Origin of the sequence: Acetobacter sp., assembly GCF_022483985.1 — a bacterium.
Lineage (GTDB): Bacteria > Pseudomonadota > Alphaproteobacteria > Acetobacterales > Acetobacteraceae > Acetobacter.
Genome location: NZ_JAKVME010000001.1, coordinates 1,090,240 through 1,110,774 on the forward strand (window position 1 = coordinate 1,090,240; position 20,535 = coordinate 1,110,774).

General features: G+C 57.3%; 14 protein-coding genes. 6 read left to right on the forward strand and 8 right to left on the reverse strand.

Annotation, left to right across the window (positions count from 1 at the left end; translation table 11 throughout):
• Positions 1–94 precede the first annotated feature (94 nt).
• From LKE90_RS04860 to LKE90_RS04870, 3 genes are all read left to right on the forward strand, one after another.
• Positions 95–1,894 carry an ABC transporter ATP-binding protein gene (locus tag LKE90_RS04860; RefSeq protein ID WP_291491761.1) on the forward strand — a complete coding sequence of 600 codons (1,800 nt, stop codon included), beginning with the start codon at positions 95–97 and terminating at the stop codon, positions 1,892–1,894.
• Positions 1,895–1,940: 46 nt separating this feature from the next.
• The gene (locus LKE90_RS04865) at positions 1,941–2,342 is read left to right on the forward strand and encodes a VOC family protein (RefSeq protein ID WP_291491762.1); all 402 of its coding nucleotides are present in this window, start codon (positions 1,941–1,943) and stop codon (positions 2,340–2,342) included.
• 199 nt (positions 2,343–2,541) lie between these two features.
• Positions 2,542–3,198, forward strand: a complete 657-nt coding sequence (locus tag LKE90_RS04870) for a hypothetical protein (protein ID WP_291491764.1) — start codon at positions 2,542–2,544, stop codon at positions 3,196–3,198.
• A 242-nt stretch (positions 3,199–3,440) separates the two neighbouring features.
• Here the strand turns inward: LKE90_RS04870 and LKE90_RS04875 are convergent, their stop codons facing one another.
• The 4 genes from LKE90_RS04875 to galE form a co-directional block, all read right to left on the reverse strand.
• The gene (locus LKE90_RS04875; protein WP_291491765.1) at positions 3,441–4,052 is read right to left on the reverse strand and encodes an acetate uptake transporter; all 612 of its coding nucleotides are present in this window, start codon (positions 4,050–4,052) and stop codon (positions 3,441–3,443) included.
• A 145-nt stretch (positions 4,053–4,197) separates the two neighbouring features.
• The gene (locus tag LKE90_RS04880; RefSeq protein WP_291491766.1) at positions 4,198–4,929 is read right to left on the reverse strand and encodes a trypsin-like serine peptidase; all 732 of its coding nucleotides are present in this window, start codon (positions 4,927–4,929) and stop codon (positions 4,198–4,200) included.
• A gap of 203 nt (positions 4,930–5,132) precedes the next feature.
• Entirely contained in the window at positions 5,133–5,579 is a 447-nt protein-coding gene (locus LKE90_RS04885; protein ID WP_291501391.1) for a cytidine deaminase, read from the reverse strand.
• Complete coding sequence (galE, locus tag LKE90_RS04890) at positions 5,569–6,558, reverse strand: UDP-glucose 4-epimerase GalE (RefSeq protein ID WP_291491768.1); 990 nt, start codon at positions 6,556–6,558, stop codon at positions 5,569–5,571. Before galE ends, LKE90_RS04885 begins: the two co-directional genes overlap by 11 nt.
• 256 nt (positions 6,559–6,814) lie before the next feature.
• Here galE and gluP point away from each other — a divergent pair, with 256 nt between their 5' ends.
• From gluP to LKE90_RS04905, 3 genes are all read left to right on the forward strand, one after another.
• Positions 6,815–8,110: a glucose/galactose MFS transporter gene (gene gluP / locus LKE90_RS04895; protein WP_291491769.1), complete on the forward strand. Its 1,296-nt coding sequence runs from the start codon at positions 6,815–6,817 to the stop codon at positions 8,108–8,110.
• A 46-nt stretch (positions 8,111–8,156) separates the two neighbouring features.
• Positions 8,157–8,840, forward strand: coding sequence for a hypothetical protein (locus LKE90_RS04900; RefSeq protein ID WP_291491770.1), 684 nt, complete (start codon positions 8,157–8,159; stop codon positions 8,838–8,840).
• A 245-nt stretch (positions 8,841–9,085) separates the two neighbouring features.
• On the forward strand, positions 9,086–11,701 hold the full coding sequence (locus LKE90_RS04905) for a Hint domain-containing protein (protein WP_291491772.1): 2,616 nt from the start codon (positions 9,086–9,088) through the stop codon (positions 11,699–11,701).
• A gap of 532 nt (positions 11,702–12,233) precedes the next feature.
• Here LKE90_RS04905 and LKE90_RS04910 read toward each other — a convergent pair.
• The 4 genes from LKE90_RS04910 to LKE90_RS04925 all read right to left on the reverse strand — a co-directional run bounded on the left by LKE90_RS04910 (position 12,234) and on the right by LKE90_RS04925 (position 20,517).
• Positions 12,234–15,011 (reverse strand): DUF4175 domain-containing protein, encoded by a 2,778-nt coding sequence (locus LKE90_RS04910; protein ID WP_291491773.1) that lies wholly within the window; start codon positions 15,009–15,011, stop codon positions 12,234–12,236.
• Positions 15,008–16,351 carry a diaminopimelate decarboxylase gene (gene lysA, locus LKE90_RS04915; protein ID WP_291491774.1) on the reverse strand — a complete coding sequence of 448 codons (1,344 nt, stop codon included), beginning with the start codon at positions 16,349–16,351 and terminating at the stop codon, positions 15,008–15,010. Before lysA ends, LKE90_RS04910 begins: the two co-directional genes overlap by 4 nt.
• Positions 16,352–16,470: 119 nt before the next feature.
• The gene (locus tag LKE90_RS04920; protein WP_291491775.1) at positions 16,471–17,460 is read right to left on the reverse strand and encodes a CgeB family protein; all 990 of its coding nucleotides are present in this window, start codon (positions 17,458–17,460) and stop codon (positions 16,471–16,473) included.
• Positions 17,461–17,517: 57 nt separating this feature from the next.
• The gene (locus LKE90_RS04925) at positions 17,518–20,517 is read right to left on the reverse strand and encodes a glycosyltransferase (RefSeq protein WP_291491776.1); all 3,000 of its coding nucleotides are present in this window, start codon (positions 20,515–20,517) and stop codon (positions 17,518–17,520) included.
• Between the last annotated feature and the right edge of the window lie 18 nt (positions 20,518–20,535).

The window sequence follows — 20,535 nt, forward strand, 5'->3', positions numbered from 1 at the left end:
TTTTCCGTATTCCTGTGTGAGCTTTCCACACATGCCACAAACGCTTAAGGTCCCCAAAAAGTTGACCGGACAGACGACGCATGAGCAGGACCACGTGAAGAACGACCGCGAAATCACTGTCCCCGATACGGATCTGCCTCAATATGCCGGTCATCCGGTGCGGTTTCTCATACGTTATGCGCGAAACCGGGCCTTTCCGCATGTCATGGTTTTCGGTTTTGTAGCGCTGGCCGTCTCATGCGCCGTGTTCTCATCCTCGTCCATAAGACATCTGGTGGACACGATGAACCAGCATGTCGCCGGCACGTCCGTCCGGCCTGTCTGGACCGCCGTTATATGGCTGGCGGCCATCATCGCCATGGATAACCTCTCGTGGCGCGTGGCGGGCTGGTACGCCGCCCGGACGTTTGTGGCCGTGACGGGCGACGTCAGACGGGATCTGTTCCGTTATCTTACAGGCCATTCAACAGGCTATTTCTCCGACCGCATGCCTGCGGCTCTGGCGGCCCGCATTTCCACGGCTGGCAGCGCCTCCTTCACGCTTGAGAGCCTGTTGGCGTGGAATATCCTGCCGCCCTGCCTGAATGTGCTGCTTTCGATCGGCCTGATGATCAGCGTCAGCCCCCTGATGGGCAGCGTCATCACCGCCCTCGCTTTCACGCTCGCAGCCCTGATGTTCCGCATGGCGCGGGGTGGCAAGAAGCTGCACGCATCGTATGCCGGTTCAGCCGCCGACATGGACGGTGAAATGCAGGATGTGGTCGGTAACCTGCCACTGGTCCGCACTTTCGGCATGCTCGGATTCGAACGGACACGACTGGCCGGACTGCTTGACCGGGAAATGGCGGTGCGTGGTGTTTCCCTGCGCAATATGGAAATCCTGCGGCTTGTCCACGCCGTTCTGACCGCCGTTCTGACGGCTGGCCTGCTCGTGTGGATCGTCTGGCTCTGGCAGGTCGGTGCGGCGACCGTGGGCGATGTGGTCATGGTGGTCAGCCTTGGCTTCATGATCCTGCACGGCACCCGCGATCTGGCCGTCGCCCTTGTCGAAACGGTGCAGCACACGGCGCGTCTGGGCGAGACTCTTTCGACAATTCTCATCCAGCATGAAATGCGCGACCGGGAGGACGCCTGCGGCTTCCCGGCCCCACCCAAGGGTGAAGTGTCCTTTCGGGACGTCATTTTTCACTACCCCACCGGCCCGAATGTGCTGGAACACTTCAATCTGCATGTCACGCCCGGCACACGCGTCGGTCTTGTCGGACGTTCCGGTTCAGGCAAGAGCACAGTGCTCGCCCTGCTCCAGCGACAGCGTTATGTGCAGGACGGCGCCGTCCTGATCGACGGCGTGAACATCCGCGATCTGTCCGAGGAAGCGCTCCGGGGCTGCATGTCCGTCGTGCCGCAGGATGTGTCCCTGCTGCGTCGCTCCGTCACCGACAATATCCGCTATGGCAAGCCCGACGCCACTGACGAGGATGTCCGGGCGGCGGCCGATGCGGCTGAGTGTACGGATTTCATCATGGCGCTGCCTCAGGGGTTCGAAACCGAGGTCGGCGATCGCGGCGTCAAGCTGTCCGGTGGCCAGCGTCAGCGTCTCGCCATTGCCCGCGCTTTCCTGCGGAACGCGCCCATCCTGATCCTTGATGAAGCCACCAGTGCGCTCGACAGTGAAAGTGAACATCATATTCAGGAAGCCCTTCACCGGCTGATGCAGGGGCGGACTGTGATCGCGGTCGCTCATCGCCTGTCCACGCTGAGGGACTTTGACCGTATTGTCGTGATGCAGAAAGGCAAGATCGTGGAAGATGGCTCCCCTTCCGAGCTTGAACGCCGGGACGGTCCCTACCGTGAGTTTCTGGAACTACAGGCTTTCGACATTCCGGATCTCTGATTTACAGAAGGCCTCTCTTTCACAGACAACAGACAGGAAGCGCTTCATGGCAAAGATGATCCACTCCATGATCCGGGTCAGGGACGAAAGAGCGTCACTGACCTTCTATGAGAAGGCTTTCGGTCTGCACGTGGCGGATCGCATTGCCTTCGACAGTTTCACGCTGATCTATCTGTCAAATGACGAGCAGAGCTTTGAGCTGGAACTGACGGTCAATCATGACCGCGACCGCCCCTATGATCGTGGCGATGGGTATGGGCACCTTGCCGTGTCGGTTGATGATATCAAGGCGGAACATGAGCGCTTTGAACAGGAAGGTCTGAAACCGGAACCCGTCAAGGAACTGTCGCACAAGGGTAAGGTGGTCGGACAGTTCTTCTTTGTCGCTGACCCGGATGGATATCGGATCGAAGTGCTGCAACGCGGCGTGCCGGGACGGTTTCTGTAATCATTATTGGTCGTGAGAGTAACATAGAGCCTTTAAGAAGTATTTTTTATACTCTTTATGATTTCCCTTTTTCCGAAAAGCGAAGATTTATTTCCTGAGAACGATACAATCGCACGCACAGATATGTGGTGACGTCTTCCATTTTGACAAAAATATCTTTTTATTTATAATATATTAACCTTACTCAGGAAATGCGAATATGCTCCATGATCTTCGGACTAATCCAGGTGTGGCTTTCAGATCTGGATTTTATTTCGTACAGCCCAAAATCTACAATAACGGCACTGATTCTCTTGGCGGAGAATGCTCTGTTCAATGTCGATATTACGGAAAAAATGAGAATGGTTGGCCTATATATGAGCTGACAGTAACAGAAGGTCAGGGAGATTATTATTATCCCTATATCCAGACACCGTTTGGAGGTGTTGGAACATGTATTGTTCCCAAAAATGCTCCTGTCGGCACACTTGTCCTTACTGGGGCAATGAACGGATGCAGCCTTCAGGTTAATGAGACAGATTCTGCTCTCCATTTCTATCACGATACAAATGGTCGTTCCATGATCGGGAAACTGACGCCCGGGACCGTTGTCGCACGCGTGAACTACAGCACCTACGCTGGTCCAGGTGAATTATTAAACAATCAATCCAGCGCTGAATTTCCTGCAAACGTTACATATTTGATTACAGTTCGGGAAAAAGATCGCTGGTCCGTTTATACCAGCACATTTTTATACAAACGCGCTCCAAACACTTCTTTCTTTGGTCTTGCATCCGCATCAGGAAGCAAGGAAGTCTTCAAACCTGTCATTGCAACGCCTTCACGCCTTTTGTCATCGTTCCAAACCCGGAGTTAACGAACCCCGGTGGAAGAGCGAAGTATTCAGGCATGATTGTGATCAAGGCGAGACAGCAGAATTCTTCGACCTGAACAGAAAATTTCTTGATTCTTTCAACTTCCGCTCTCCGCTCCGAAAACAGATATCAGGCATGGCCGGACAGGCGGAACAGTAGCGCCAGAATGAAGATTTTATCGGACAAATACAGAAAGCAGGAGCAGCATAAGCCGCTCCTGCCTGCTTGTCGGTGTTACGGGTTTCTACTCGGCGGCGACACGCACCGAATGAACCGGATTGCTTGTGGCAACCGTCTGATGTTGCGCTCCGGTCGGCAGGACCGGACGTCCGAACTGTTCTTCCAGAACTTCAGCCATGGCGAGATACAATGCAGCCGCACCGCAAACCAGCCCTTCAAAGCCTGCGAAATGCGTGATGGCCGTATTGCCTGTAGCCTCTCCTGCCACCAGCAGGGCGAACAGCACGGTCAGTGAGCCAAAGATAAACTGGAGAACGCGATTTGCTTTCAGCGTGCCCACAAACATGAAGACCGTGAAAATTCCCCAGACTCCCAGATAAACCGCCATCGCGCCCGGTGTCGCAGGAGCGACGAGACCGAATTTCGGCATAAAAATCAGCAGCACCAGAGAAATCCAGAACGCCCCATAGGACGTGAACGCTGTCAGCCCGAAGGTATTACCTTTCGGATATTCCAACATGCCGGCACACATCTGCGCGAAACCGCCAAAAGCCAGCCCCATGGCCAGCACTGAAGAATTCAGCGGCAGAAAACCAGCATTACAGACATTCAAGAGGATGGTGGTCATTCCGAAACCGGCAAGACCAAGTGGGCCAGGATTGGCTAAACGACCCATAACAGAGACTCCTGACTAGATGGAGTTGAATTTGAAACGCCCATTCATTTGCGTCCCAGTTCAGACATGCTTGTCTGCTCTGCTCGACTTAACAATTAAAATAATAACTAAGATGCATCCTCTGTATATCACGATAGAGTGTGGGTCATCTGCGACCGCTGTCTTCCGCCATCAGAGGTGACAAAGGCGCCGCAACCCCGCCTCGCCCATAATTGGCCAGAACCTGCACACCCAGCACTGTCCACCTGCCCTCCTGAAAACTCAGCAATGGCGCGCCGCTGCTGCCTCTGGTGGCGGAACAATCATGTGTAATCAGGGGTCTGCCCCCTCCATCCACCATAAGCACCCCGGTTCGGCATTCCATGTCCGAACGGACAATTTCACTGAAATCCTGCTCATAGCCACCAAGCACCACATCGGCTCCAGAGGCTGGCAGGTGATCGGACACGGCAAGCACGTCTTTTGTGGTCGAGACAGGCGCTTCCAGAAACAGCGTCGCACGGTCAAAAGCTGCCGTCCGGGATTCGTTGCGCGGATCGTATTCCGCTGGCACCAGCAGTCGAAGCACCCGTGCATGAGCGGCGTACTGGCCCTTGCTGTAGGCGCGCAGAAAATGCACATCGCGCGGCTGAATATATCGGCCTGTTTTGGGCAGGAAAAGGCAGTGTGCAGCGGTTTCAACGACCGTCGGCGCGACCAGAAACCCGGTGCAGCGACTGCCCAGCTCCGTCTGGACCCTGCCGATGGCGCTCCACGGCAGGGAAGTCGTGTCAACCGTCTGGCGATGGTCCGTCTGGCCTATGCCGGGACGTTGCGGAATGGCCGCATGAATATCGCGGCACAAAGCTGGGAACACGAGACTTGATGCAGCGATCATGAGAGACGGAAAATACTTTAGAAACCCTTTGAAACATAAAATTGTCTTCTGAAATTCATCCATTTTTAAAATCTCTTCGGGTAGAGTCTCCTCATTGCAGGAGAGCATTTCAGCCGGGGGAAGCCATTCCTCCAGCATTGCACACCAGAGAGCCCGGGCATCTGGCGGTAAGCGGGATGTCCGGGCTATTTCGTGGCGGATTCTCAGCCCAGATTTTCGGGTCCAAAACTGTCAGGCAACAACTCGGCAAGCGTCTTGACCAGCAACACCTGCCCCGTCGGATCAGTCATATAAACCGGCATATCGGGAGCGCCGAACTCCCTCAGTTTCTGTCGGCACCCACCGCATGGGGTGCAGGGACCGCTTCCGCCACCACACACGACAATCCCGACAATCTTTCGACCGCCAGCCGCCGCCATCGCCGCGATAGCCCCGCCCTCCGCACAAATTCCTTCCGGGTATGCGGCATTTTCGACGTTGCATCCGACATGGATAGCGCCGTCGTCACAGCGTAACGCCGCTCCCACCTTAAAGCCTGAATAGGGAGCGTAAGCCTGCTCCCGAACCGCACATGCCGCTTCTATCAGTTTTGAGTCGGCCAGTTCTGCATCGGCATGGTGGCTGGCGGCTGTCACAATGTCAGTCCGCATAGCCACGCGGATGCGCTATACGCCAGTCCAGCGCAGTCCGGACCGTTTCGTTCAGGTCCGTAAAGCGGGGCTTCCAGCCGGTTTCCTTCATGATACGCGCGGGACTGGCGACAAGCATGGCCGGATCACCGGCACGACGCGGCCCCGCTGTCCAGGGTACGGTCCTGCCGCTGACATGCTCGACAGCCCGGATCACTTCCAGATTCGAGTTCCCTTTGCCGGTTCCCACATTGAACGTCACGCTCTTCTCATCAAGCAGCGGCAGAACCGCAAGGTGGGCCTGAGCCAGATCAGTCACATGAATGTAGTCACGCACACAGCTTCCATCCGGCGTCGGATAATCCTGCCCGAACAGCGTCAGCGCATCCCGGCGTCCGAGCGCCGCATCGATCACCAGAGGCATGAGATGGGTTTCCGGCCGGTGGTCCTCGCCTGCCCGCCCCTGCGGATCACATCCCGCCGCGTTGAAATAGCGCAGGCACGCGCTGCGAAGGCCGTGAATCCTGTCCGCCCAGTAGAGCGCCTGCTCCACAACACGCTTGCTTTCACCATAGGCCGAACCAGGGTGAACGGGCGTATCCTCGTCGATCAGCCTGTCACCTGCCGAACCGAACAGCGCGGCGGTTGAAGAAAACACGAATTTTCTCACGCCGTGACGCACACAGGCGTCAATCAGCCCAAAACCCAGCCCGCCATTGGCCGACATATACATCATAGGCTTCTGCATGCTTTCCCCCACCAGAGAAAGCGCTGCGAAATGAAAGACGCAGTCCCACGGGCCGTCCGCCAGAACCCTGTCGAGCAGCGGCAGATCCGCGAGATCGCCTTCAATGAAGCGCGCTCCATCAGGGACCGCAGCGCGATGTCCTGTTCTCAGACTGTCGAAAACCGTAACGTCGTGACCTGCATCAAGAAGAGCAAGGACCATATGGCTACCGACGTAACCAGCTCCACCTGTCACAAGAAATCGATTTTTCATCTTTATTTATTCTTCCACGACGCTGCTGTCCGGACTGTCCTGTGCCGGAAAATCTTTCCTGAATGGGGTCGAATCATTTCATTACTGAAAGATTCTGCTAACAACCGTGCGTTGCATCCCTCTTGCCCTATTGCAGTGCATGACTGACCTCATCCTGTATCGCACCAAGCCTACCATAATACTAATAAATCAATAGTATCTATTGATCTCATAATACAATTCACCATTTTTTAAATCCTGCGGACACCCTGCCATCGTGACCAGTCTGACCAACGCACCTACCGTTTCTCCATCCCGCTGCCCCGCAGGGCCTTTCGGCTGGACGCCTCTGGCCAGCACCGCCGGGCTGTTCTTCCTGATCGGCTTCGTCACATGGCTGAACGGCCCGCTGATCTCCTTCGTCAGAGTGGCGTTCTCCCTCTCGGATGTCGGTGCGTTCCTTGTGCCACTGGCGTTCTATATCACCTACCTTCTTTTTGCCCTGCCCGCCGCACGCATCGCCAGCCGCACCGGCCTGAAAAGCGGTCTCGCTCTGGCGCTGGCCATCATGGGAACCGGGAGCGCCATGTTCGGCCAATGCGTCGTTCTCCGCTCCTATCCCGGCGCTCTCGGCGGGCTGATGGTCATCGGTGCGGGTCTCACTCTGCTTCAGGTGACGGTCAACCCTTATGTCAGCCTGCTCGGCCCCCATGACCGGGCAGCTCAACGCATCGCCATAATGGGGCTGTGCAACAAGTTCGCGGGCATCCTCGCTCCCATCGTTCTGGCCGCCGTGGTCATGCACAATATCGGCGGCGTGGCGGAACAGGCGCAACACGCCGCCAGCCCGACCGAACGTGAGGCCATACTCTCCGCTTTCACCAACGCGGTTTACTGGCCCTATCTCGGCATGGCGGCTCTTCTCTGTGTAGTCGCCTGTGCGGTTTTTCTGTCGAACCTCCCTGATCTGGACGCCCCGACGCCGCTTATCCTTTCAGCACCCGACTTTCACATCACACCGCGTCTGGGTTTCGGAATGGTCGCAACCTTTCTCTATGTCGGCATTGAAGTCCTCGCGGGCGATGCCATTGGCACGTATGGGCAGGCATTCGGCATGCCGCTCGACCAGACGCGCTTTTTCACCGCTTTCACGCTTTTTGCGATGATGGCCGGATACGTGGCGGGCCTCTGCTTGGTCCCACGTGTTCTCTCACAGGAACGATGCATGGTGCTGTCCTGCATGGGCGGTATTCTCTTCGCCGTCGCCGCGTATCTGACAACCGGCTACGTATCCGTCCTGTGTGTCGCCCTGCTCGGTCTGGCCAATGCCATGATCATGCCCGCCCTGTTTCCCATGGCTATACGGGATGCAGGGCGTCACGTTCCTCTGGTGTCAGCCCTGCTGGTCATGATGTTTTCAGGAGGAGCCTGCACACCCCAGGTTTTCGTTCTGATCAAACCTTATATTGGCGTTCAGGCTGCTTTTCTGGTGCTTGCGGTTCCAGCCTATCTGGTGCTGCTGGGATATGGCTTGCGGTTTTCATCTGACAGTGTCACGCAGCGAACCATTTGAAACAGGCAGTATTCAGGAAGATTTTCTTTTGAATAGGGAGGCCAATGTGGCCCGCTGGACCAGAATCCTTCTGTTCGTCATGCTCGCCATAGACGTCTGTGCGTTCATTCCGTCCTTTCTCGGTCCGGCTGGAGCTGCCTTTCTATGGGACGACCCCACTGTGAAGATCGCCAGTTGGGCTGGAGTCTTGCGGGTTCCCCTGACCTTTCTTTTCATGGGAGCCCCACTCTACGTTGGCGGCAATTTTGTGCTGGCATCCGTGGCGCTGAAAAATCAGCGCTCAATCAATAGCGTCCTATGGGTGAGCTTTTTACCCTCCCTGATGATTTTGGGAGGAATCGGATATTTTGCCGGGAGTGAGTTACAGGATACGATAGAGACACACCGGGTCGAACGCTCTTATGAGGCGATTGTCGCATCACCTCAGATGACGCGGTTTCACACGCTCACAAAAGATCTTTCCCCTTATGTAAGGCTTACCCTCGCGCTTCGCGCGCAACAACGTCTCAAGGAACAGGGTATTTCTCCGCCTGCGACAGTGGACGAACTTTATGCCGACGAATACCGCGTGATGCTCAGCCTTGCAGAGGCCCTTAAACGTGGCGCGATCTCGAAATCAGAGTACGATCTGCAACATGGCCTCGCTACGGAAGACTATCTGGAGATCAGCACCAAGCTGGGCAAGCCACACACATTTCCGGAAGACAAATTTTTTCAGCTACCTGACTAAAAATCCTGAAGGTCCGAAACCAGACTGAGACATCTGCGTTCCCTGCAAAGCGCCCGCTTTTCCTACGAAAAAATCCGTCTTTCGCCTGTTTCGCACGCAAAGCAAGTATGAGTTCTGCCTGTATCAAAATTATTACCCATATATTAACGACGCCCTTATAGACACCCATCCCCGCAATTTGCGATCTTTCTGGAAAACTCCGCGTATCGTCACCCCGGACGCTGCGCTGACAAAGAGCAAGCAGCATGACGACACACAAATGGACATATCCCTCTTCTTCCAACACTTCGGGTAGTAATTACCTTTACGACCCGAAAAGTTACTCCGACGGAGCAACTTTTATAGCCGGGGATACATTGCTGTTCGGTTCGGGGAATCAAAGCCTTGACGATAGCGGGGCGCAAGCTGCCGGACTCGTCCTGCTGACAGATGGCACCTACAGTTTTTCGGGCAGTAACTACTCTCTCTCCCTGTCCTTCATCACTGGGACAGGTGACTCACAGATCAACGTGCTCGATGGTTCCAATATCAACCTGACGACCTTGGCTCCAACCTTTACCAATAGCGGCGCGATAACAGTCAACAAGTCCGCTTTCACCGATACGGCGACGAACACAGGTACATTCGTTAACGACGGCACCATTCTGTCAGAAAACGGCCAGTTCCTGTTTGTAGGCAAAACTTTTACCAACAACGGGGACATCATCGGAAATGATGGAAACACCTCCATTGATTCCGCGCTGATAAATAACGAAGACATCACTATTAATGAAGGTTATTTTGGTACCTTCTCGATACAGAATAATGGCAGCCTTACTATCTCTGGAGCGCTCGCTCTCATCCATGGCGATGTTGATAACGTTGCTGGCGCCACAATCACTCTGGCTGATCAAACAGATTTTGAAATCAGCTCTTCAAACGGAACATTCATCAATGACGGTGCAATCCATGTCACGGGGAATACCACGCTCAGTGTGATTACTGCGGGGAACTACGCTGGTGAGAATGCCAGTTCAGCCTCAGTCTCCGGGACCGGAACTTTTGCCATCAATGATGGCGGCACTGTCTACATCTCCACGCACACCCTGAATGTCAAGACATTCGACCTCTCCCAGAATGCCTATCTGCAACTCCAGTCGCAGAATACGCAGGCAGACATTACCGCCACAGCCTATAGTATCTTTGAATACACAGGGATGACGCAGGACAGCGTCTCCACCGCCTCAGGTACCCCGACTGGCCAGTTCGCCGGTTCCATACGTCTCACAAACAGTGCAGCCGTGATCAGCGCCTATACCGGAGTTTCAGGCTCCATCACTTTCGCCGACAACAACGACGCATACGGGCGATGGAGTTCCAATTACACGGACAGAGACATTGGTTACATTGGTCCTCTTTACTATACTTATCCCTTCTCCGATGACTATGGATCAATAAGCGAGCTTGCCTTCGCACCGGATCGTAATTTCGACAGCATTACTGATGAGTTTGATCTCCAGAAAATGCCCATTAATGGCTTTGCTACTGGAGATCTGATTACTCTGCAGGCCGGTGCAATGTCACGGATCAGTGTCAGTTGGACGTATACTGCGGAAAACGGTCTGCTTTCGCTCTATTCCGGCGACAGAAACTTCGCCAACCTGACCATTTTCGGCCAGACAGCCCTCACCGCAAGTGATTTCAGGATCAGCCTTTATCTTGATATCGACACCGGTGAAACCTTTGCTCCGGGCGCCGTCGCCATCCAGCTTGCCAGCAGCGCTGAACCCGATCCGTATTACGACGATCCGGATGATCCTGATACAATCATCGTTTTTTCCTGTTTTCTGGAAAATGTTCCCATCAGCACGACATTGGGTGATATTCCTGTGCGCCGACTATGGGAAATGCAGGAAAAAGGAGACGCGCTGCCGTCCCTCATCCCCGCTCACAGCATCAGTGGCCACCATCCCCTGCCTGTCAGGAAGATTGTCAAAGGTCATGTCAGCGCTACACTGGCAAGCCGGGAGCCCCCACTCCGTATCCGCGCAGGAGCGTTTGCTCCCAGCATCCCTTCGGAAGATATCCTTCTGACAGGAGAACATTGTGTCGCCATTGACGCCATTGACGCCATTGACGCCATGCTCGTGCCGATACGCATGTTGCGCAATGACGCTTCCATCCGCACCGAGCTTCTGCCTGACGGATATGATATCTACCACATCGAAACAGAGCAGCACGCCATCATCAGCGCCGCAGGCCTCCCGGTGGAGACCTGGCTTGATCATGACAGGGAAGCTCTTTTTCATACGGATCCCGCGGTCACGCCGCTGAGAGTTTCGGAAATTCTGGAAAACCGGGAGAAAGTCCCGTGCCTGCCCGTAACCAGCAGTCAGGATGCTGTGGAACCTGTCTGGAAGCAGCTCAGCGCCCGCGCCACGGCGAATGGCCTGAAGCCTATGCTACCCGGAAAGGGGTACCAACGTGCCTCTGCTGAACCCCGGCTATTGCTTGCTTCCGGGAAAACCATAGAATATTCCTCCTGTGTCAATAACTTCTACTGGTTCCGTGTTCCAGAAGGCGATACGGGCATTGCCCTTCTCTCCCACACGGCCCGCCCTTCTGATTTTATCGGACCCTTCATTGATGATCGCCGCGAGCTTGGGCTTTCGGTCGCGTCCATTGGCGGTTGGAACACCGCAGGTTCATACAGATATCTGGACCTTTCCTCCCCATTGAAAGGCTGGCACGCCCCTGAGGGTGACGCACGCTGGACAACAGCCAGAGCGGACCTGCCGTTAGGGCTGATGTCTGATATTGTGGTCGAAATTACAGGCTGTGTTCCCGTGTTTACAGAAACCCGCATGGAATATGCGGCCTGAATACTTTGCAGTCATCGCACAGTATCCGCATACATCCAGTCAGGCTCTTCCATCTTTCAGGGCTGCCGCCCACGACGGCACGCCGTCAGTTAAGCCCTGATTCCGGCGCGTGAGAGTTGTGCTTTCCATCTGGCCGCTTCCTCGGTTTTGGGAAAACAGCCAGATGCGGCGCTCCGATTTACACGACTACAAACCGGAGCGGAGAAAGACTTCTTTTCTCCGGCCTTGAGGGCCATGTCGAGGCACGATTGTCCGGGCGCATGAGGGCAGCGCCGGAAACCCCAAAAGGTATCGGATGACTCCCGGCGACCCGGTGGAAACCCGATCTCACATCGGCTCAGGATGCAGACTTGCCCAGACTGTTCTCGCTATTGGCGCCCACTGTGACAAGCTGAACTCAACCTGCCCCGCAGTCGTCGAGTTTGCTTCAATCGTCATCGAATGACGACACAACGTAGGTGAAACTGACGCGGCAATCGTATTTTCCACCGACATACGACGTTCCTCATAATGGAATGTCGTGGAACGATACTCAGAACGATTTCAACAACCTGTCCAGATAGTCCAGTTCTTCCTTCGGACGTGTCCGATCGGAATCCCTGCGTCGCAGTTCTTCCTCGATAGCCTGCGCCCGTTCACGCGACATTTTTTCAGGCAGACTGCCCCCCGCGTTCGGGTTTTTGTCCAAACCCTCACCCGTGGAACGCCCCAGCGGATCACGGTCGGCATTCTGCTCGTCACTGGACTGTCCGTCGCCCTGATCACCGTTTTCCTCGTCACCGCTTCCGGGCTGACCTTCCTTGCCCTGACCGCCGCCTCCACCAAAAGACGGCAGGAAACTCGCGCTGCCCGAGCCGCCTCCCTTGCCCTGAAGGGCCTTTCGCATCTGATTACGCCCCTGCTGCAGGGCCTTGAGCGCGGCGGTTTCCGCTTTCACGGCATCAGGATCATCGTCGGCCGTCAGGGCATGACGGGCATCCTTCATGGCCTTGCCTGCCTCGCCAAACGCAGGAACCTCCTTGCCTGAAAGCTCCTTGAACTCACTCCCGAGTTCTTCGGTCGCCCGCATCAGCGCGTGTTGCGCCGCCCCATCGGACCTCTTCTGGTCGGCTTCCGCCGCAGCCTGACCATTTTTGTCCGCGTCTGGCTGCTGAGAGGACTGGGCCTGTTCCTGCGCCGCAGGAGCCTGTTCTTCGGACTGTGGCGGCGGCCCACCCATACCGTCCGGCGGCACCAGTCCAAGCCTCCGCAGAAGCTCCGACGTGGACATGGTCCCAAGGTCACTGTCTTCTGACGATGGCTGCGATGCGGCGCTCTGGTCCCGTCGCCGCTGATCCCGATCGAGCCGCGCCTGAGCGTGATCCAGCAGCGAACTCTGCTGCTTCACCAGATCACCGAGGCTTTCCGCCTGCTCCTGCAACTTCTGCTGCGCCATCATCTGCTGGGCCAGTTGCGCCATGTCCTGCGGTGTGGCGTTGCGCATCTTCTCGATGGAATCCTCAAGCTGTTGTAGCTTGTCCATCGCCCCGTCCTCGTGACCTTCCGCCGCGTCTCCCTGCAGACGCTCCATCAGCTTCTGAAAGGCGCGATCACCGGATTTCGTCAGACCGGGCAGATCAGGGATGGCGGTTCCGTCACGCATGGCCTGCTCCGCCAGCGCCTGCATCTTGCGACCGATGGCGGCGCGCAGGGCGTCCATACGCCGCTTCAGCTCCGCCTGCTCTTCCGTTCCGTGAGCATTGTCTTCCCGCATGTGACGTAACTGCCCGGACACTGCTTCCTGAGCCGCCCTGACATCGATGGACGCCTGCGCGGACGCCTTGCCGCCATGCAACTGGTCCTCGATGTCGAGAGCAAGATCCCACAGCCGTCCCACGGCTTCATTGCGGGCGTCATTGTCGTCCACATCGCGGTTATCGAGCAACGCCACGATACTGGTCAGATTGAGGAACGTGCCGGTATTCTCGTCGATCGGCCCGGGCGTCTCCCCGATCGCAGCCAGATCTTCGGCGGCGGCGTGACGATTCTCGTCTCCCAGCGCCAGACGCCGTCGCAAATCAAGAACGGCCTTCGCCACAGGCGATTTGAACGTCCGGGAGCCAAGCCTGAACGTGGCGATCTGACTCCGGGCCACTTTCCTGCTGACGCTGGTCGCAACCAGTGTCGCGGACACTTCCTCACCCGCCCAGGGATCGTCCGACAGATCCAGACCAGCTACGCCTTTTGCACTGATCGGGTGCCCCTTGAGAGGAAGAGGCACTGTCAGAACACGGCTTCTGGTCAGTAATCCCGGATGGGCCAGCCTGATTTCGACGACCAGCGAACCAAGCCCGTAGGCGTGATGCGCATCGTAGGGAAGCCGGGTCCGACGTCCGCCTTTCTCACCGCCGGGATTCTGCCCCCATGCCACCTGCGGCAGGGCATCGGGCGTGACCGTCAGTTGCCATGAGGCCAGCGTGCGGCCACGGCTGCTCACCATGAAGGAGCCCGACCGATCCAGTTCCGCCTGAATGCGCCAGGAATGCTGTCCGAGCGCCTGCATGGTTTCGTGGCTGAAGCCGCCTTTCAGATGAGGCGCGGACTGCGCGCCCGTGACCGTGGACACCAGAACGGAGCCTTCAGGCACGGCGGGAACATGCGCGGTCCCATCGGCGAGGAAGACCGGGGCTGACGGGGCATAGGATGGCGGGGTGATCCATGCTTCGACATGCGGCAGCGGCACATCGGGATCGTCAATGCCGGGAATGAAGGCAGCGGCCAGCCGTCCCGGCGCATGGCTTCCGGCCCAGACGGCAGTGCCGAGGCAGGCCAGCAGAACGACGGGCAGGAAACGGTTCTTCCCCAGACGGGAGAACTCGGGCCAGCCAGACCGGAGCGGCCCGAGCGACGCCAGCAGCCGTTCCTGATAGGCACGCCAGAGGATATCCGATCCCACGCCGGACGAACGATCCGTCGTGGAGCCCAGAGGCCTGTTACGCAGGCCGGACACCCGCTCGATCCGCCGGTCCACTTCCATCCGGGACGGCGGCGTATACTGCTTCAGTCCGCGATGCCCGAGCCAGACGACCACACCAAAACTGCCTGCCTCGACAACCGCATGCAGCCAGTCCGGCATGGTCTGTGGAATACGCAGGAATCCGGAAGCGCAATAAAGCCCGGCGACAGAGGCCGCAGGCGAGAGGAGAACCGCGACTCTTTCCGCCACCAGAACAGAGCGCGCTTTTCTGCGCACATCCGCGAGATCTGCTGCCCGCCTTGTCTCATCAGGCAGGTCTGTGCGTTTGATCTGTTCCGGCGGGGCGATGCTCATGCCTCGACACGCATTCCTTCAGACATGACTTCACTTTCCCACAAAGCCTCGATCTTCTGACGAGGCCGGATCACTGACCAGCGATCCCCATCGACCAGAACTTCGGCAGCCAGCGGACGGGCGTTGTAGGTGGAACTCATCACCGCGCCATAAGCGCCGGTATCGAGGATCGCGACCCGCGCCCCTCTCTGCAACGGCGGCAGGCTACGATCTTGGGCGAATGTATCGCCAGTCTCGCAGACTGGTCCGACGACATTGGCTTCTTCCGGAGCAAGAACGGCGTCATGGGCCGAGAGAGGCAGAATTCCATGCCAGGCCTCATACAGCGAAGGCCTCAACAGATCGTTCATGGCCGCATCAAGAATGATGAACGGAGAACCATCCGTGACCTTCTTGCGCAGGATCACGCTTGCCAGCAGAACGCCAGCAGGCGCCGCAATCCAACGCCCGGGCTCGATAGCCAGATGCACATCGAGATCGCCCAGTTCGGAACGGATCACCCCGGCTAGCGCCTCTGGTGAGCCCTCGCCCTCATCGCGATAGCAGATGCCGAGACCACCGCCGCAGTCCACAACCGTCACCGGCAATCCGGCCTGACGTGTCATCCGCACGAGTTCCGCAATCCGGGCATAGGCCGCCCGATAAGGCTCCATCGTCAGAATCTGGCTGCCGATATGCACGGCGTAGCCGACAGGTCTCAGTCCGGGCAGCCCCGAAGCCTGATGATACAGGCCAAGCGCTTCGTCATACGGAATCCCGAACTTGTTGCCAGCAACCCCGGTGGTGATCTTTGCATGTGTCTTTGCGTCGACATCCGGATTTACGCGAAGAGCCACGTCGATCTCACGTCCCATGGACGACGCCACACCCGACAGGATCTCCAGCTCTTCAGCGCTTTCGACATTGATCTGGGCAATACCTTCCTGAAGCGCGAGCTTCAGTTCGGCATCGGTTTTGCCAACTCCGGAGAACACGATCCGCGACGCCGGGATACCGGCCTTTCGGGCCTTGATGAGTTCACCGCCGCTGACGACGTCAGCCCCCATCCCGGCCTGTGACACAATTCCCAGCACGGCGAGATGATCGTTCGATTTCACCGCGAAATGCGCCGACACCGACAATCCCGCCGCTTTCATCGCATTCTGTAACTTCACAGCTCTTTTTCTGAGCGTGTCAGCACTCATGACCCAGCATGGCGTGCCAACCTCGTCGGCAATCGCCTGCAGGGGCACTCCATCCAGCATCAGTCCACTACGCACATCGAGCGACAGGTTCGGGTGCGTCGCCAGCAGTTCGCGAACAGTGGGATCGGGGGTGGTAAAAACGGTCGGGTCAGCCATGGGATCACGTTACCGGCTCAGTCGGAACTTGCCAATCGGCTGAATTTGCAAAGGTTCCCTACGCTGCAAAAATGGCAGGAGCCTGTCATGCAACAGGCCCCCTGCCTCACTCGATGGCATCAGCTCTTGAGGATGCCGTTTTCCTTCAGAATTCCCAGCGCCTGACGGATGCGGTGGCCATAAGTGTGGTCCGCCATCGTCCGGGCCTGCGCTTTCTTCGCCGTCTCAATACGGAGATCGCCGTTGTCGATATAGGTATCGACCAGTTCCTCGAACTGCTTGCGGTTCGAGAAGGACGGAATTTCCTCTTTCGTATAATAGCGGCGGATTTCGTAGGTATCCTCATGGAACACCTGCAACGCTCCAGCCGCAGCGGCTTCATAGGTGCGCGGACCCGGTGTCGATGGGGAAATCAGGAAGCGCTTGTTCTCGAAGCTCAGGCTGCGGCCAAGGTTAAGAACCAGTTTGGAGCGCTGATAGAACTGCACAAGCTGCTCTTTTTCCAGACGCGCATCCGAGAACCCGATGCCAAGTTCACCCCAACCCGGACCAATGATCTTGATGTTCAGATTGCGCAGGGTCGGCAGCAGACCGCGCACAATGTCCTTGCGGTTTGTGAAAGCCACGCCGCAGAACAGCACGTCGATATTCCGCTCTACCGTCTCATCAATCGGGCGATAATGCAGCTTCGGGCAGGCTGCGAGCGGCAGGTGCCAGACATTGTCGCGGGTGTAGAAATTCGAGCCCCAGCGTTCACAGGAGAACACCGCGTCAAAGTCCTGCCCGATGCGATAGTTCGCGTCCTGCTCGTAGGGGTCTTCGGTCGCCCAGAAAACGGTCGCGGCGCCGATCTTCTTGGCTTCGCGATTGATTTCACCGAAATAGGTGCTTTCCGGCAGATACGAGCCGATACCGAACACCACGGTCGGCTTCAGGAAACGAATCGCCGCCGCCGCGCCACTGATGTTGGCCGCCGTGACGTTTTCCTCACCAAAGCACTCCGCCCAGCCCGCCATGATCGATTCACGAATCTGGGCATTGGCCTGCGATTCAAAGCGTCCGCCGCTGCAGATCAGAACCCGTCCTGAATATTCGCCTGTCTTCGCCATCACGTCTCTCCAGTCCTTATCGGGGTCTTGGTTGATCTCGTTCGCAACGTCGCGTCCTCATTGGCGTGCATCTTCCAGCACGCCCGCCACCGCAGCGTCAAACCGCTCCGGAGCACAGTCTTCCGCGAGGCGCTTCAGCGCACCTTCGCGGATGTGGCTCCAGAATGCTTCGTCACGATAAAGCCGGATGACCGCATCAGCGAATACTCCCGCATCGGGAGTCCCACCGGACACGATATCCTCTCCATCCGTCCAGCCCAGTTGCGCGATCAGCAGGTCGCTGGCCACGACAGGCAGGCCGAAGGAAGCGCTCTCGTGAATTTTGTAAGGAATGCCCCCGGCAAAGCGGGTCGGGGCGATGAACACCCGGTGCGCGTCATAAAACGGCCCCAGATCCTCGACTTCGCCGATGATATCCAGTCCTTCGAACTCGTTCAGGCATGACAGATCGACCTTGCGCGAGCGTGAACCAACCACGGTCAACCTGACCTCACTCCCAAGTTCAGCCCTCACCGCCGGCATGACTTCCCGGCCGAACCAGATCAGCGAGTCAAGATTGGGAGACTCAGCATCCACAATCGCCCCCACGAAAAGCAGGTCTTTTCTCTCTAAGAAGCTCTTTCCGGTCGCACGTGTCTGTAGCGAATGGCCAAGCACCACCACATTCTGATGCCCGGCGCGTCGGATGAATTCAGCTTCCCTCTCGGTGACCGCGACGACCTTCTGGCAGAAATACGCGCACTCGAACTCTTCCCGCAGGGCTGCATCGAGATTTTTCGACGTCGCCTTTTCCGTAAGCCCCAGCACCTGATCCCTGAGCACAAGGCGGGGACTGATGACGGCTTCCGTATCGAGAATGAACTCGGTTCCCGGCAGATAGCGACTGTTCTTGTGCAGAACCGGCAGCAGTCTCGCCAGATTGTGGGTGCGGCCGATCCACACCAGATCAAACGCCCCGGCCCGCTCTTCCAGAAACCTGTCCAGATCCTCGGCCGAACGGTCAAAGAGAACTTCGACCGTATCCGGGAAATCGCCATAGACACGGCTGAGCGAATGGTAGTGCGCATCGACCGGGAAAACGGTCACTGCACAGCCCTGACGCGCCATGCTGCGCACGATGTCGTTTGACCGCACATACCCGGAGCCAAGGCTCCGCAAGGGAATACGATCTTCAATAAACAGGATGCGCAGCCCGTTTGTCGGGCGTGAGCGGGCAAGAATGGCGTTCCCTGCGTGCGCCGGATACTGCCCGCGCAGGAACTCGGCCTGTCTGGAGACGAAGATACGCCGGTTCCGCTGCATCAGCGCCTGCGAGCTGTTTGAGCAGGATGAGCCGAATTCGAGGTGCTCGATCACGACGAACGGGTCGTAGACCACCCGATATCCACTCTGGATGATCCGTGCACAGAAGTCGGACTCCTCGAAGTAGGCTGGCGCATAGGCTTCATCGAAGCCGCCCAGCTTCTTCGCGATGGCTGCGGAGACCATCAGGAACGCTCCGGAGCAGTAATCCACGTCCCGGACGAAATTCGCTTCCGGACAGTTGGGATCGGCGTCGCGCAGGTAGCCGTAGGCGCTGCCATCCCGCCAGATGATCGACCCTGCTTCCTGCAGACGACCATTGGTCCGAATGATCTTGCCGCCAACCGCGCCGATCTTCGGATCAGACGTCAGACGATCGAGCGCGTTCTGAATCACTCCGGGCGCCAGCTTCACATCGTTGTTCAGATACAGCACGACGTCAGCCGAAACCATGTCGAGCGCCATGTTGCAGGACAGCAGGAAGCTCGCATTGTGATCAAGATGCCTGATCGTGGCGCCTGAGACGTAATCTTCCAGCCGTCGCGTTTCATCGCGGGAACCAGAATCGATGAGGATGAGTTCCAGCGCGCCGGGGAAACAGTCACGCAGGGAAGCCAGCGCCATCAGGGTCAGCGGAAACTGGTTATACAGCACCATGATGACACTGACAGTCGGGACGCCGCTGTAGGAAAAATCCAGCGTGCGACGCCCGGCCTCCACCAGAAGACCGGCGGCCTCCCGGCAGAACATCATTTTTGAATGGGCTTCATCCAGAACACCATCGTCGCTCCCGACCTCATGACGCTCCTGAGCCGCCACCCAGTGTGCGAACGGGTCACGGAAGATGCCGCTCCCCACGTCGGCGCGCACCATCGGTCTTGCGGCGTACTCCACCAACGCGATTTCGGGAGAAGGCTGGCGTCCTTCAAAAGCACCGGCAGCCAGAAAATGATCATACCCGGAGCGAAACTGACCGGCGGCGACACACGCGCCGACATCCGGATAACGCTCCCGGTAGAACGTTTCTGAAAAAGCGGCCTGCGGCGAGTAGCCGACTGCCTCGCCCACGATCAGATAGTGATGCAGAGCGCAGGAAAATGATCCCTCCTCGATCAGCGTCCTGACTTCAGGATACTGTTCAAGGTACCAGACCGGATCAAAGTACCACGATGCCCGAACGCGATCGGCATCACCGTTCCGGTTCTCGATGAACCATCTGAAACCGGAAAAATCCGCTTCGACCTGTCGGGTGACATGCTGGCTGAAGACGGCTGGATCGAAGAACAGGCTGCCAGTCCGAAAGCCACCATCTCCTTCGGAGAGATAGTGGTCATACCCGTTGGCGAGTCCTGCCGTCCTGAGTGCGGCTCCTGTCAGATCGGGTTCGTGGGCGCGATAGAACGTCTCCGAGAACAGCCAGTGTGGAGAATGGCTGCGGTAGCCCTGCTCCACATAATGCTGAAAGCCTGAACGAACCTTTCCTTCCACGATGGATGCCGCAACATCCTGATGCACGGAACGATACCAGCCCTCGTCGAACCATCGGTTGGGCGCATAGCCCCGCCCCTGACCAACAGCCCGATAGTGACCGAGTGCATTGGCGCCTATACCCGCACCCAGATCACGCTTCACATCCGGATAAGTCTCGACATACCAGTTTTCGTCGAAGCGAAGCCATACGGGTATCCGTACCGCCTCACCTCCCTCCCATTCAAAAACGGCAGGTCCACTGAATGTCTCGTCATCGCGCTGCATGCGCTGGCGCTTACCCTG

Coding starts and splice junctions, on each gene's coding strand:
- LKE90_RS04925 (WP_291491776.1), bottom strand. CDS start 20,517: ATGCAGCGCGATGACGAGACATTCAGTGGACCTGCCGTTTTTGAATGG.
- LKE90_RS04880 (WP_291491766.1), bottom strand. CDS start 4,929: ATGATCGCTGCATCAAGTCTCGTGTTCCCAGCTTTGTGCCGCGATATT.
- LKE90_RS04920 (WP_291491775.1), bottom strand. CDS start 17,460: ATGGCGAAGACAGGCGAATATTCAGGACGGGTTCTGATCTGCAGCGGC.
- LKE90_RS04910 (WP_291491773.1), bottom strand. CDS start 15,011: ATGAGCATCGCCCCGCCGGAACAGATCAAACGCACAGACCTGCCTGAT.
- lysA (WP_291491774.1), bottom strand. CDS start 16,351: ATGGCTGACCCGACCGTTTTTACCACCCCCGATCCCACTGTTCGCGAA.
- galE (WP_291491768.1), bottom strand. CDS start 6,558: ATGAAAAATCGATTTCTTGTGACAGGTGGAGCTGGTTACGTCGGTAGC.
- LKE90_RS04905 (WP_291491772.1), top strand. CDS start 9,086: ATGACGACACACAAATGGACATATCCCTCTTCTTCCAACACTTCGGGT.
- LKE90_RS04865 (WP_291491762.1), top strand. CDS start 1,941: ATGGCAAAGATGATCCACTCCATGATCCGGGTCAGGGACGAAAGAGCG.
- LKE90_RS04875 (WP_291491765.1), bottom strand. CDS start 4,052: ATGGGTCGTTTAGCCAATCCTGGCCCACTTGGTCTTGCCGGTTTCGGA.
- LKE90_RS04885 (WP_291501391.1), bottom strand. CDS start 5,579: ATGCGGACTGACATTGTGACAGCCGCCAGCCACCATGCCGATGCAGAA.
- LKE90_RS04870 (WP_291491764.1), top strand. CDS start 2,542: ATGCTCCATGATCTTCGGACTAATCCAGGTGTGGCTTTCAGATCTGGA.